Raw genomic sequence first — 15,002 nt, 5'->3', positions numbered from 1 at the left:
ATTTATATAATTTTAACACAAACGGAGATTTTACTAGTTAATTGATATCTATGGAAGGCTACTAAGTTTAGTGTTTTGAATAATATGTATCTAAAAAGTGTTACGAAGTTAAAATAACGATTTGAAATATTAAATTTCTACAAAAAGTACGTTGAACAACTTTTAAAACGATTACATTTGTTCTATAATGGATATGTTTAAACAACTAGGAGGTTTATGATGAGTAAGACATCTAAAAAAGTATTCCAATCGATGGACGGAAATACTGCTACAGGTCATGTTGCATATGCATTCAGTGAAGTAGCGGGAATCTATCCTATTACACCTTCTTCGCCAATGGCAGAAGTAGTTGACGCTTGGGCATCACAAGGTCGTAAAAACATTTTTGATACAACTGTTAAAGTTGTTGAGATGCAATCAGAAGGTGGAGCAGCAGGTGCTGTTCATGGAGCATTACAAGGTGGTGCTTTAGCTACAACATTCACAGCTTCACAAGGTTTATTGTTAATGATTCCTAACCTTTACAAAATGGCAGGGGAACTATTACCAGGTGTAATTCACGTAGCAGCACGTGCATTAGCTGGTCGTGCATTAAACATCTTTGGTGATCATGAAGACGTATACGCTTGTCGTCAAACTGGTGTACCAATGATTTGTTCTCATTCAGTTCAAGAATGTATGGATTTAGCAGGAGTTGCTCACTTAAGTGCAATTGATGCTTCTGTTCCAATGATTCATTTCTTTGATGGATTTAGAACTTCTCATGAAATTCAAAAAATTGAAGTTATGGACTATGACTATTTAAAAGGTCTAGTAGATATGAAAAAGGTTGAAGCATTCAAGAAGAGTGCATTAAACCCTCACACTAATCCAGTTGTACGTGGTGGTGCTGAAAATGATGATATTTTCTTCCAAGGAAGAGAAGCTCAAAACGAACATTATAACAAAGTAGCAGACGTAGTTGCTAAATATATGAAAGAAATTAGTGCTCATACAGGGCGTGAATATGCTCCTTTCACATATTATGGTGCTAAGAATGCAGACCGCGTTATTATTGCTATGGGTTCAGTTACTGAAACAATTAAAGAAACAATTGATGCTTTATTAGAAAAAGGCGAAAAAGTAGGTTTAGTTAAAGTGCATTTATACCGTCCTTTTGCTAGTAACTATTTAACTAAAGTACTTCCTAAGACAGTTAAGAAAATTGCTGTATTAGACCGTACTAAAGAAATGGGTTCTCGTGAACCATTATACTTAGATGTTCTTAATGCTCTTAAGGATAATAAGAAAATTATCATTACTGGTGGACGTTATGGTATGGGATCTAAAGATACTAACCCAAGTCATATCAAAGCTGTATATGATGATTTAAAGAAACCAAAATCAAAAGATGAATTCACAATCGGTATCGAAGATGATGTTACTAAATTATCATTAAAACCAGCTACATTATCAATCAAACCTGATTATACTTCATGTTTATTCTATGGTTTAGGATCAGATGGTACTGTTTCTGCAAATAAGAATGCAATCAAGATTATTGGGGATAACACTGACCAATACGCTCAAGCATACTTTGCATATGATTCAAAGAAAGCTGGAGGAGTTACACGTTCTCACTTAAGATTCGGTCCTACTCCAATCCGTTCTACATATTATGTAAACAATGCTGACTTTGTTTCTTGTTCATTAGATGCTTATGTATTCAAATATGACATGGTTAGAAGCCTTAAAAAAGGTGGAACATTCCTATTAAATACAACATTCTCACCAGATGAACTTGAAAAACATTTACCTAACCGTATGTTAAGAGACTTAGCTGAAAAGAAAGCTAAATTCTATATTATTGATGCAACTAAGATTGCTATGGAAATTGGTATGGGTCGTCGTACAAATACAATTCTACAATCTGCATTCTTTGCTCTTAATGAACAAATTATGCCTTATGCAGAAGCTGTTGATTATATGAAGACTGCTGCTAAGAAATCTTACTCTAAAAAGGGTGATGAAGTTGTTAAATTAAACTACAAAGCTATCGATGCTGGTAAAGACGGATTAGTTGAAATTCCAGTTAAGAAAGAATGGGTTAACCTTAAAGTTGTTGATAAGAAAGTAAATACAAAAGACAAATATTTTGACGAACATGTATCTGCTATCAACGCATTAGGTGGATATGACTTACCAGTAAGTGCATTTACTAAATACAACTTACTTGATGGATCTATCCGTAACAACGTTTCATTAAAAGAAAAACGTACAATTGCTACTCAAGTTCCTACATGGGATCCAAATAACTGTATCCAATGTGGTTTCTGTAGTTATGTTTGTCCTCATGGAACAATCCGTACATTTATCTTAAATGATGAAGAAGTTAAAGATGCACCAATGCCTTTCAAGACAATTCCTGCAATGGGTAAAGATCTTGATAAGATGCAATACCGTGTACAAGTATCTCCTGCAAACTGTGTTGGTTGTGGACTATGTGTAACTGAATGTCCAGGTAAGGCTGGTAATAAAGCTCTTACTATGGTGGATGTTAACGCTAAACTTGATCAAGAACCACTTGCAGATTACCTATACAATGAAGTTGAATACAAGAGTCAATACTTCCCAACTACAACAGTTAAGGGTTCTCAATTCTTAAGACCTTACTTTGAAGTTTCTGGAGCTTGTCCTGGATGTGGAGAAACTCCATATTACAAACTTGTATCTCAATTATTTGGACGCGATATGCTAGTAGCTAATGCTACTGGATGTTCAATGATTTACTGTTCATCTACTCCATCTTCTCCATTTGTTAATGACAAAAACGGTGAAGGTGTTGCTTGGGGAAATAGTTTATTTGAAGACAATGCTGAATATGGATTCGGTATGGCTATCGCTCAAAACGTTAAAGAATCTAGAATTCTTGAACTAATGGAATCTAACTTAGATAAAGTTGAAGCTCCATTGAAGAAAGCATTCGAAACATACATCGCAGCTGAGGGTGATCGTGATGCACAACGTGCTGTTAAAAACGAACTAATCGCTGGTGTTAAAGCTAGTAAATGTAAAGAAGTTAAAGAACTTCTTAAACTTGAAAGAGACCTTATTGGTAAATCAGTATGGATCGTTGGTGGAGATGGATGGGCTTATGACATCGGTTACGGTGGATTAGACCATGTACTTGCTAATGACTTAAATGTTAATGTATTAGTACTTGATACAGAAGTTTATTCAAATACTGGTGGACAATCTTCTAAGGCTTCTCAAGCAGCTTCTATTGCTAAGTTCGCAGCTGGTGGTAAACCAACAGCTAAGAAAGACTTAGGACAAATTGCTATGGCTTATGGTCATGTATACGTAGCTCAAATTGCTATGGGTGCTGACAAGAACCAAACATTAAAAGCAATCAAAGAAGCAGAAAGCTATAAAGGACCATCATTGATTATCGCTTACTCACCATGTGTTGAACATGGTATCAAAGGTGGATTATCAAATCACCAAAGAACTCAAGCTAAAGCAGTTGAATGTGGATATTTAGCATTATATCGTTTCGATCCTCGTAACGAAAAACCACTTACAATTGACTCAAAAGAACCTCAATGGGATAAATTCCAAGAATTCTTGATGAATGAAACTCGTTATAACCAATTAACTAAGTTAAAAGGTGATGACTTATCTCAAAAAATGTTCGATAAGACAAAAGCTGACGCTCAAAAACGTTATGCTGAATTAGTTAAGAAATTAGCTGACTAGTACAACATGTAGCTGGAACCATCATTTGATGATTCCAGCTTTTTCTATGCGCATGAACATAGGATATGTAAAGAAAGTGTTTACTAAAAACGTTACCTTATTGTAGCTTTTGGCTTTTATACCTACATGCTATATGATAAAATAAAAACAAGAGGTGATAGTCAATGAATCAATCAGTGAAAATCGTTACAGACTTAAATAATTTTGAAAGAATCGTTCTTGCTTATAAGGATGGAGAAGGTGTAGTGCATATTGCTCATTCATTCTTCTATAATGGAAGAGACGGATCAGAATACTTATTATTCTTATATAAAGATCCACTACCTAAGGGAAACTTTGTAGAAGGATGGAACTACTTAGATGAAAACTCAGTGAATACAACAATCGTTGGTGTTCATGATCATGGAGTAGCAGTAGAAGATTTCTTAGCTGCATGGGATCCTACAAAAATTATGAGTGATGTTAATTTTTATCAAGTGAAAGACTTCTCTGAAGTTGATGAGATGTATGACAAGATTAAAATTGATAACCATCAAGTTGTAGCATTTGGAATTCTAAAATAAATAGATAAACCCTGTTTTATTCATTAAAATGGGGTTTTATTATGGAAAAACATGTGATACCTTTGAAAATACAGTAAATTAGTCTATAATTGTGTTAGGTGATTAAATGAAAGTATTATTATATTTTGAGAGTGAAAAAGCTCTACAAAATTCAGGTATAGGTCGTGCATTAAAACATCAAATCGCAGCGTGTGAATCTGCAGGTATAGAGTATACTACTGATCCATGGGATGATGATTATGATATCTTACACATCAATACTGTTGGATTAAACAGCGAGTCAATTATTAAGAAAACAAGAAATGATGGTAAACCAGTAATTTATCATGCGCATTCTACGGAAGAGGACTTCCGTAATTCTTTTATCTTATCCAATCAAATTGCACCCATATTCAAGAAAAGACTTATGAGCTTATATACACAAGCAGATGCAATTATTACACCAACTCCTTATTCTAAGTCATTATTGGAAGGATATGGTATTACATTACCAATTTATGCTGTGTCAAATGGTATTCAGTTAAGTCGTTATGATGCAGATGAAGAGAAGATAAAAGCATTTAAGAAATATTTTAGTTTAAAAGATACAGACAAAGTTGTTTTATCTGTAGGATTATATTTTGAAAGAAAAGGTATTTTGGATTTTATAGAGATTGCGAAACAATGTCCTCAATATAAATTCATTTGGTTTGGATATACCAATCGTGTTATGATTCCAAAACCAGTACGTGATGTAGTCGATGATTATCCTGATAATGTTATTTTTCCAGGATATGTAAAAGGTCCTATTATTGAAGGGGCTTATGCAGGAGCTGATTGTTTCTTTTTCCCATCTTATGAGGAAACAGAAGGAATTGTTGTACTAGAAGCATTAGCTGCGCGTCAACAAGTATTGTTACGTGATATTGGGGTTTTTGATCCATGGTTAATTGATGGATTTAATTGTTATAAAGCGAGTACAAATGAAGAATTTATTGAAAAAATTGTAGGAATTGTAGAGGGCACTTTACCAAGAACTAGTGAAGAAGGTAGACGTACTGCAGAAGAAAGAAGTATAAGCTCAGTTGGACAACAACTAAAAGCGATTTATGAAAGTGTGTTAAATAAACACTAAACTTCTTTAGGGAGAGACAAGATGAACAAAAAAGGATTTACATTAATAGAATTAATTACAGTAATAGCAATATTAGCTGTTTTAGGCACGGTTTTAATACCAAGTGTAAGTGGCTATGTTGGTTCATCGAAAGATGTTGTCTGTATTAGTAATGTTAATATGTTAAATCGAACGTATCGTATGGCTGCGGCTATGAATGAAAATCTAAAAGCTGAAGATGTATTAAAAGATAAAACAGGTAAATACTTTGGTGGAACGGCAGATTGTCCAAGTGATGGTGACTATGTTGTAGTTAACAATGTCATTGAATGTACAAAACATAAAAATGGAAATCAAGGTGGAGGAACTACCCCTGGTAAAGATCCTGAAATCACTGACCTATATGAGAGAATGTTGGATGCTTTATCTAAATCAAATGGTTGTAGTGCATTGACTACGCAAAAGGAAAAAGAAGAATGTTATAAGGCGTTTTATGGTTCCAATGTGTTTTATTGGAATGCATCAGAAATGTGCGAAAAAATATTTAGAGACAAAGGTAATTCTTGGGATCCACTTGACCCGTTGATATTAGAAAAAGCGGGAATAAAGAATCCAAATAATGATACGTATTACATCAAACCTTATTTTGGAGAAAAATCACAGACACCTATTATTTTTGCGAATACGACAAACAAAGGTTCAGGAAATTGGTATACCAATTTAGTATGTGTTGAAGGAATATGGTATAAGAGTGATAAAAGTTTCTCAATGACTGAATTTAATCAAAGAACAATTGAGGAATCAACACTCTATATAAAGACAAATTTTAAACCTGTTGAGCTTTAGAACAAACGTCAGTATTGACGTTTTTCTTTTGGTAAAAATTATAAATATGTATTAAAATAGGTGTATTTCTTAAGAAACTCTTAACAATAATATGAATTATTGTTTATAACATGTGTAAATGATATAATAAGCCCATGAAAACATGGAAAAAAATAGTAAAAAGTTACGCTTTTAATATAGCATTAGTCGTTGGTTTCACAGGTCTCGTACTTTGGCTTACTTTAAAAGACAACTATCAAGAAATATTATCAATGCTTCAAAGTGCAAATGTAGGTTGGTTGTTAGTTATACCTGCGTTAGCTATACTTTATCAAGTTATTATTGGTTGGATTCTTCAGAGGTTAACTTTACTAAGTAATCCAAAATATAAACTATCTCAAGGTGTAGTGAATGCATTTGTTGCGAGTTTCTTTCACGGGGTTACACCAAGTGCATCTGGAGGACAGTTTGCACAAATCTATATATTTAAGAAACAAGGAGTAAGAGTAAGCGATTCGGCAAGTATTTTATGGATGGATTTTATAATCTATCAATCAACAATGGTTGCTTCAGTCTTCATTTTATTATTGTTGAAGTTTACATATTTTTATCGTCATTACTCACAGTTCTTTTTGCTTGTTTTAGTTGGGTTCTTAATCAATGGTTCCATTATTGTTGGTTTATGGGCGCTCGCAACATTTCCAAAAGTATATACATGGTTGAGCACGAAAGGTATATTAATTGGAGTTAAGTTACATATTGTTAAAGACAAGGAAAAAGCACTAGCAAATCTTGATATTCAATTACAACGGTTTGCATCAGAAACTAAGAAACTAAAAGCACATCGTAAAACGATTATTCTTGTAATTCTTGCGAATTTTGTTCGTTTGTTTGTGTATTATATTATTCCATATTTCTGTGCATTAGCACTTAATATTCCTGTGGATGCGAGTCTAATTATTGATATTTTAGCTTTATCATCTTTTGTATCAATGATTAATTGTTTTATTCCTATTCCAGGAGCAAGTGGAGGAACAGAGGCAACATTTATTCTGATGTTCTCTACAATATTTGGTGCAGTAGGTGCATCAACAACCATGATTTTGTGGCGATTTATTACATATTATTTTGTTATGATATTGGGTGGATTAACATTTATCTATGCCAAAGCAAAACCAGATTTAGTAGAGTAAGGGGTGTTCTAGAATGAGAATCGGATTATTTTCAGATACATATCTTCCAGAAATCAATGGAGTGGCATCAAGTGTTCATATTTTACGTGAACAGTTAGTAAAGAATGGACATACTGTATATGTCATTACAACTAAACCAGAAAGTGATATTGGAGAAGATGATCCATTTGTTCTTCGTTTATCAGGGATTGAATTAAAAAGACTATATGGCTATGTACTTACGAGTCCTATCCATATTTCTGCATACAATCAAATAAAAGAAATAGATCTTGATTTAATTCATGCGCATACAGAATTTAGTGTGGGTATTTTTGCGCGTATCGTAGCTAAACTTCAAGGATTACCACTTGTGAGCACATATCATACAACGTATGAAGATTACACACATTACGTGAATATTATTAATTCAGATACTGTTGATAAGATTGCGAAGAAGGCAGTTGCTAGTTTAAGCCGTATGTATGGTGACTCGAGTACAGAGATGATTGCTCCAAGCCAAAAAACAAAAGAAATGTTATTGGGTTATGGTATTAAGAAAACAATCTATGTTGTACCTACAGGATTAGATTTAGATCGTTTTAATCCAAAACGTACTTCAGTAGAAAAAATAAAAGAAATTCGTCAAACATATCAAGTAAAAGAGAATGAAACATTAATTACATTTGTTGGACGAGTAGCACAAGAGAAGAGTATTGATTTTGTTATTGAGGGATTCCATTATGTAAAACAAATGGGATTACCATGTAAACTACTTATTGTAGGTGCAGGTCCTGATGATGAAATATTACGTAATCAAGTAAAAGAATTAGATTTAGAAGATACAGTTAAATTTGCTGGAAAAAAACCAGCGAGTGAGATACCAAGTTTTTATCATGCGAGTAATTGTTTTGTTTCTGCGTCCATAACTGAGACGCAAGGTATGACTTATGTGGAAGCATTAGCAAGTGGATTACCACTATTTGCACGTCCTGATAATGTACTAGAAGAGTTAGTAGTTGAAGATGAAACGGGATACTATTTTAAAACCCCACAAGAACTTGCAGAAAAGATTAAAGAATTCTTAGAAGCGAGTGATGATCATAAGAAAAAAATGAGAGCAAATGCTATACAAAAATCAAAACCATATGATTCACAAGAATTCTATCGTAAAATATTACATGTCTATGAATCAGCAATAGCGAATCATAGTCAAATGTATGTTATTGAACAAATTAGACCGAAGAATGATTATATACAAATCTACTTGGATTCACCAAGCTCAGAAAGTATTAAAGTTCTAGTCTCTTTGGAACGCTACTTTAACAGTGGATACCGTAAAGGGTTTAAACTGTCTCAAGAAGAAATTGAAGGTCTTCAAAGAGAAGAAGAAGGTGTTAAAGCCTATCAATCATGCCTTAGAAAGATTGCGGTAAAAGATAGAACAAGAAAAGAAATCTATGATTGGTTAACACAAAATACAAAATGTGAAATAGATATTATTAATCGTATTGTAGAGAAGTTAGAAGAACATGGATTTATTGATGATTTAAAATATACAAAGAATGCAGTATATTCAATGAAGCTAACATTAACAGGCGAAAACAAAATTCTTCGTAATTTGAAGAAAAAAGGGATTGCGGTAGAAATGATTGAAGAAGTATTAACTGAAGAAGATGATACCGAACTATCCAATGCAATTAAATGGGCTGAAAAAGTGAAACCTTCAATTAAAGAAAAATCAGTAAAAATGAAGAAAAAGATTCTTAGACAAAAATTAATTGTACAGGGATTCAGTGAAAACATTATTTATCAAGTAATGAATTCAATGAATTTCGTAGAAGATGAAAAGACAGAAATTGATAGTCTTAGAAAAGTTGCGATGAAAGCAAAGAAACGTTATGAAAAGAAATACAGTGGGCCAAAACTAAGAAATACAGTGTTCCGCTATTGTGCAGCAATGGGATTTGATATGGAAGATATCTATGTCATCTTAGATGAAATGGAGTGGAAAGATGAATATTAAATTTATAAATGAATTTCAAGATAAAGATAGTTTAGAACTACCTTTGCTTGTCAAGAATATTACAAAAGGAATTACACAAAAAGGTGCTCCTTATGCATCGATTGTTCTACAAGATAAAACAGGAACAATTGATGGGAAGATGTGGGATATTAAACCTGAACAAGAAGCAGTTATTGCGCTTGGACAAGTTCAAAAAGTATCATGTGAAGTATTGAAGTATAACAATGCACTACAATTACGTATTCATAAGATTGAACCAATCAATCAGGATGAAATTGATTTAAGTAATTATATTATTGCTTCAAAGGTAAGTAAAAATGATTTAAAAGAAGTTATTACGACGACGATTGAATCCATACAAAATCCAAATTACAAAGCTTTAATTGCAGGTTTGTTTGATATGGTTGGTGAAGGATTTTATGAATACCCAGCGGCAAGTAAAAATCATCATAGTTTCTTAGGTGGATTAGCTACACATGTTGTGGGTATGGTAAAACTAGCAAATGCATTGTGTGAATTATATCCTCAACTTAATCGTGATTTATTAGTTTCTGGAGTATTAGCACATGATTTAGGTAAGATGATTGAATTATCAGGTCCAATAACAACAGAATACACTCTAGAAGGTAAACTTACTGGACACATTTCTATATTACATGGTCGCTTGATGCAAATAGCGAATGAGCTAAATTTAGGTGAAACAGAAGAAGCCATCTTATTACGTCATTGTATTCTTTCTCACCATGGTCAATTAGAATATGGATCACCTGTTGTACCTTTAGTACAAGAGGCAGAAGTTCTTAGTTTCATAGATAATCTCGATGCACGCTTAAATACTTTAGAATCAGCTTTAGAATCTATCACACCAGGAGAATTTACGCAACGTATCTTCGCGATGGAGAATCGTTCGTTCTATAAACCGAAAAATGATTGATACACATTGTCATGTCGTATTTGGTGTAGATGATGGTGCTCAATGTATGGAAGATGCATTACAAATGATTGAGGTAGCGATTCAACATGGAATGACTGCAATTCTATGTACACCTCATTCCATACCAGGTCATCGCTATCAACGAAATACATTATCTTATTTAAGTAAGAATTTTGAGATTTTAAAAGCTAAAGTTAAAGAATGTAATTATCCAATTGAATTATATTTGGGATCGGAATTTCAAGCAACCGATGATTCGATTGAATGGATTAAGGAACACAAAGTGGTTACACTTAATCATACCAATAGAGTTCTTGTGGAATTACCTTGGTATTACGGAGGTAAAACAAGCCATAGCGAAGAGTATTATCTACAACTTTTATTGGATGAAGGATATCGAGTAATTGTTGCACATCCTGAACGATATGAGAGTGTACAAAAAGATTTCTCTACACTACAAAGATGGAGAGAAATGGGTTGTTACTTTCAAGTGAATCGTACAAGTTTAGTGAAAAATGGTGAAGCTGCATACGTACAAGATGTTGCATGGCGTATGGTAAGAGAAGGGTATTGTGATGTTATCGCAAGTGATGCACATGGATACATTGGTATGCGTGTAAATCGTTTGGATGATATTTACGAAATCCTTGAACAGGAAATATCACCAGAGTTTGCTAAAAGGGTATGTATTACAAACCCAAATTGTAGTATTACAGGAGAAGATTATATTGTATAGAAAGTAAGGTTCATTCATGTGATGAATCTTTTTTTTGTGTCCAACATTGACAAATGTAGATAAAAGAATTAAGATAAATCTACAAAGGTAGACCGATTACCAGGAAGGAGCAACATGAATTACTTAAGAAGAGCTTGGTTATATGTTAAAAGAAAATTATCAAAATCTATATTGCTTGGATTAACATTTTTTGTTATTGGTAATCTTGTGCTTATTGGACTAGGAATAACACAAGCTGCAAACAATACAAAGTTGTTAACTAGAAAATCAATGAAAGCGATAGTAAATTTAAAAACGGACTATGAAGAGTTTTCAGAATATGTTTCTCATTTAGAATCACAAGAAGAAATAGAGGAAGCTAACAACAATAGCCCCAATGTAACTCCAAAACATGTAGAACTTATGAGTCAAGATGAACGAGTTAAGGCAATGAATTATTTAAATGTTATTCAAGTCTATACAGTTGATTTTAACAGTATGCCGATGGGTAATGAGGATATAAATCCACCACAAGTAGAAGTAACAAGTGAAGGTAAGAAATTTGAGTATAAGCTTGCGAACTTTAGTCTTGTAGGTAATTTATCTCCCAATATGATTGAGTTCAATGATGGTACTTGTACACTGATTGAAGGTAATTTTTATACTCAAGACGATATCGATAATGCTAATCATGTTGCGGTTATTTCAAAGGATGTTGCAGATTTCAATGGATTATCAATTGGAGATTCAATCACATTACGAATCGGAACCGAACAATACTTAAGTGAACTTGAATCAAAAGGATACGCAAGAGAAGATTTAGATCAAGTTTATGAAATAATCGGGTTTTATACAACAATTGAAGAAGTTGATAAAAATGATCCACGCTTTCAAGTAGTGGGAGGCAATGAATCTCCATTAAATCGTGCATATGTTCCAATTTCGACTGTGATTGAAGAAAATTATAAAATGTATGAAATAGATTATGTTGCGAATATTTTACCTCGTTTCCCTGATTCTATAAAAGTTGATATTGATGTTATGTATGAAACAAGTAAGGCAATATTTTTACTGAATGATCCACTGGACGTAGAAGGTTTTATGGAAGATTATCAATCATTGAATACACAATTTATTTATCTCGATGCAAACAATGAACAATTTAATTTATTTTCTAAACCATTAAACAATTTAACATATTTCGCAGAAGTAATCCTAATTATTATTTCTATTACTTCAATTTTTATTATTACATTAATTACAGCATTAACATTAAAATCTAGAGAATTTGAAGTAGGGGTTTTATTATCATTAGGAGTTAGTCGTATTAAGATAGTTGCTCAATTTTTTATAGAACTGTTGATCATCTTACTTGTTTCCTTTACTTGTGCTGTGGGTACAGGAAGTTTGATCGCAAATAAAGTAGGGGATCAAGTATTGGAAAATCAAATGAGTATGAATCAAGTAGATGAAATCAATACAGACTTTGTGCCTAATTGGCTGGGTTTTAAAGATTACTTTACAGAATTAACACAAGAAGATGTAATAAGTAAATATGAGGTAAGAATCAATACATTACTCATTCTAGAAATCTATATATTTGGTATTGGTGTTGTCTTTATAAGTATCTTGGTACCAACTTATATGATTATGAAACTTAGTCCAAAGCGCATCATGCTTTCTTAGGAGGAAAAGATGAATACAATACTAAAAATTGAAAATATCAACTATGGATATGAAGACGGTGGATATCGTAGAGAAATATTAACTAACCTTAGCTATGAATTTGAAGAAGGTAAGTTTTATACAATTCTTGGGCCATCTGGTAGTGGCAAGACTACATTATTGAGTATCCTGGCAGGGTTAGATTCGCAAGAGAGTGGTACGATTACATTTCAAGGAGAAGATTTAAATAAAATAGGATTGTATCATTTTCGTAGAAATAAAATAGGAGTAGTTTTTCAAGCTTATAACCTAGTTCAATATTTAACAGGAATTGAGAATATAGAACTAGCAATGGCTGAAACGGATAATGAAGTACCTAAAAATCAAAAAGAAGTAGGGTATGCGTTATTGGAAAAGTTCGGGATAACAAAATCAAAAGCTGATCGTTTAGTAACTCACATATCAGGTGGTGAACAGCAACGTATTGCGATTGCACGTGCTTTAGCTTCAAATGTTGATTTGATTTTCGCAGATGAACCTACAGGGAATTTAGATAGTGCTACTGAACAAGAAATTATAAGTATCTTTAAAATGTTAACTGAGAAATTTGGAAAGACTGTAATTGTGGTAACACACAGTAATGAAGTATCAAAACTATCTGATTACCGACTTTTCTTACAGGATGGAAAGTTAATTAATATTGAGTAATATAAAAGGGTTTGTCATTTGACAAACCCTTTGTAATTAACCGTTGATTGTTTTAAGTACTTCACTAAAATCAGGTTTTTCTGTTTCGTTAAATTGAACTACAATGGCATCATCTTCACGATAGCGAGGGATGATGTGGAAATGTAGGTGATCGACTGTTTGACCTGAGATAGTACCTTGATTACTAATGATATGGCTTCCTTCGGCTTTACAATTCTTTACAATTTTATTACTTAACATAGGTAATACTTTTGCGATATGAATCATTGTTTCTTCATCTGCATCTAAGATATCATTGCAATGTTTCTTAGGAATAACTAGAGTATGACCATAAGTTACTTGCGCTATATCCAGTATTGCGATGACATGTTCATCTTCATATACCTTTGAACAGGGTAATTCTCCGTTAATAATTTTACAAAATATACACATACTTGTCTCCTTATTTAACTATAACCAATTCGTATTCTCTTGTTCCAAGACCAATCTTTTCAGCATGTTCTACACATACTTCCCAGTTTGTATCAGGGTGAGTATCTTTGAATGGGTCATGGTGATGGTGGTCTTGATGGGAAAGAATGCTTCCTTGGATTACTGGTGATTTCAAGCATGCATCAGCACAAGCTTGATCAAGAGCAACTGGATCAAATGATGCGAACATGCCAACGTCTGCAATGATAGGAATATCATTTTCAGAGTGGCAATCACAGTTTGGAGATACATCACAAACGATACTAATATGGAAACAAGGTTTTTTTTCAACAACTGCAAGGGAGTATTCTGCGATTTTTTTATTCAAGATATCATTAGCTTCCCAATCGATTGTACTAATTGCATCAAATCCACATGAACCAATACAACGTCCACATCCTGCACATTTATCTACATCAATATGAGCTTTTTTATTTTCGTTGAAGTGAAGGGCATCATGTGCACATTGTTTAATACATGTACCGCACGATTTACATAATTCTTCATCAACAACAGGTTTTCCACTACTGTGCATTTCAAACTTACCGGCACGAGATCCACACCCCATACCAATATTCTTTAGTGCTCCACCAAATCCAGTAGATTCATGACCTTTGAAATGGTTAAGGGAAATGAAGATATCACTATCCATAACTGCACGACCAATTTTTGCTTCTTTTACATATTCTTGGTTGATTGGAATAATCGATTCATCTGTGCCTTTTAATCCATCACCAATTATAATATGACATCCAGTACTAAATGGACTGTATCCATTTGTATAAGCACTATCTATGTGATCTAATGCATTCTTTCTTCCTCCAACATAAAGCGTATTACAATCGGTAAGATAGGGTTTACCACCTTGATCCTTAATGATGTCAACGATTGTCTTTGCATAGTTTGGGCGAAGGAATGCTAAATTACCTGGTTCTCCAAAGTGAATTTTGATAGCAACATACTTATCTTGCATATCAATTGTTTCAATACCAGCTTGTTTTACTAGACGAGCGAGTTTTTTTAGGTGACTATCACCAATGTTTGCCTTAAAATCTGTGAAATATACTTTTGATTTTGTCATCGTTTTTCTCCTTA

Annotated in this window: 12 protein-coding genes; 10 read left to right on the top strand and 2 right to left on the bottom strand. The window is 33.2% G+C overall.

What is annotated here, in order from left to right:
- Window positions 1–219: 219 nt before the first annotated feature.
- The 10 genes from nifJ (at window position 220) to RR643_RS02590 (ending at window position 13,436) form a co-directional block, all read left to right on the top strand.
- Window positions 220–3,738 carry a pyruvate:ferredoxin (flavodoxin) oxidoreductase gene (nifJ, locus tag RR643_RS02635; protein WP_332482237.1) on the top strand — a complete coding sequence of 1,173 codons (3,519 nt, stop codon included), beginning with the start codon at window positions 220–222 and terminating at the stop codon, window positions 3,736–3,738.
- A gap of 164 nt (window positions 3,739–3,902) precedes the next feature.
- Complete coding sequence (locus RR643_RS02630) at window positions 3,903–4,301, top strand: hypothetical protein (protein ID WP_332482236.1); 399 nt, start codon at window positions 3,903–3,905, stop codon at window positions 4,299–4,301.
- Window positions 4,302–4,407: 106 nt separating this feature from the next.
- A complete protein-coding gene (locus RR643_RS02625; RefSeq protein ID WP_332482235.1) occupies window positions 4,408–5,415 on the top strand; it encodes a glycosyltransferase family 4 protein in 1,008 nt (335 codons plus the stop codon).
- Window positions 5,416–5,436: 21 nt separating this feature from the next.
- Window positions 5,437–6,240, top strand: a complete 804-nt coding sequence (locus tag RR643_RS02620; RefSeq protein WP_332482234.1) for a prepilin-type N-terminal cleavage/methylation domain-containing protein — start codon at window positions 5,437–5,439, stop codon at window positions 6,238–6,240.
- Between the two features lie 134 nt (window positions 6,241–6,374).
- Window positions 6,375–7,412, top strand: a complete 1,038-nt coding sequence (locus RR643_RS02615) for a lysylphosphatidylglycerol synthase transmembrane domain-containing protein (protein ID WP_332482233.1) — start codon at window positions 6,375–6,377, stop codon at window positions 7,410–7,412.
- A gap of 13 nt (window positions 7,413–7,425) precedes the next feature.
- Complete coding sequence (locus RR643_RS02610; RefSeq protein ID WP_332482232.1) at window positions 7,426–9,414, top strand: glycosyltransferase; 1,989 nt, start codon at window positions 7,426–7,428, stop codon at window positions 9,412–9,414.
- Complete coding sequence (locus tag RR643_RS02605) at window positions 9,404–10,348, top strand: 3'-5' exoribonuclease YhaM family protein (protein ID WP_332482231.1); 945 nt, start codon at window positions 9,404–9,406, stop codon at window positions 10,346–10,348. The genes RR643_RS02610 and RR643_RS02605 overlap by 11 nt, the downstream gene beginning before the upstream one ends.
- Entirely contained in the window at window positions 10,341–11,084 is a 744-nt protein-coding gene (locus RR643_RS02600; RefSeq protein WP_332482230.1) for a tyrosine-protein phosphatase, read from the top strand. Before RR643_RS02605 ends, RR643_RS02600 begins: the two co-directional genes overlap by 8 nt.
- Window positions 11,085–11,198: 114 nt before the next feature.
- Window positions 11,199–12,749, top strand: coding sequence for an ABC transporter permease (locus tag RR643_RS02595; RefSeq protein ID WP_332482229.1), 1,551 nt, complete (start codon window positions 11,199–11,201; stop codon window positions 12,747–12,749).
- A gap of 9 nt (window positions 12,750–12,758) precedes the next feature.
- Window positions 12,759–13,436, top strand: coding sequence for an ABC transporter ATP-binding protein (locus RR643_RS02590; protein ID WP_332482228.1), 678 nt, complete (start codon window positions 12,759–12,761; stop codon window positions 13,434–13,436).
- Between the two features lie 36 nt (window positions 13,437–13,472).
- Here the strand turns inward: RR643_RS02590 and RR643_RS02585 are convergent, their stop codons facing one another.
- Window positions 13,473–13,868: an HIT family protein gene (locus tag RR643_RS02585; RefSeq protein WP_332482227.1), complete on the bottom strand. Its 396-nt coding sequence runs from the start codon at window positions 13,866–13,868 to the stop codon at window positions 13,473–13,475.
- Between the two features lie 10 nt (window positions 13,869–13,878).
- On the bottom strand, window positions 13,879–14,988 hold the full coding sequence (locus tag RR643_RS02580) for a DUF362 domain-containing protein (RefSeq protein ID WP_332482226.1): 1,110 nt from the start codon (window positions 14,986–14,988) through the stop codon (window positions 13,879–13,881).
- Window positions 14,989–15,002: the final 14 nt, after the last annotated feature.

This window comes from Anaerorhabdus sp. (assembly GCF_036637135.1).
Lineage (GTDB): Bacteria > Bacillota_I > Bacilli_A > Erysipelotrichales > Erysipelotrichaceae > Anaerorhabdus.
The sequence above is the reverse complement of the archived record's forward strand: the minus strand, read 5'-3'. Positions and strand labels throughout refer to the sequence as shown.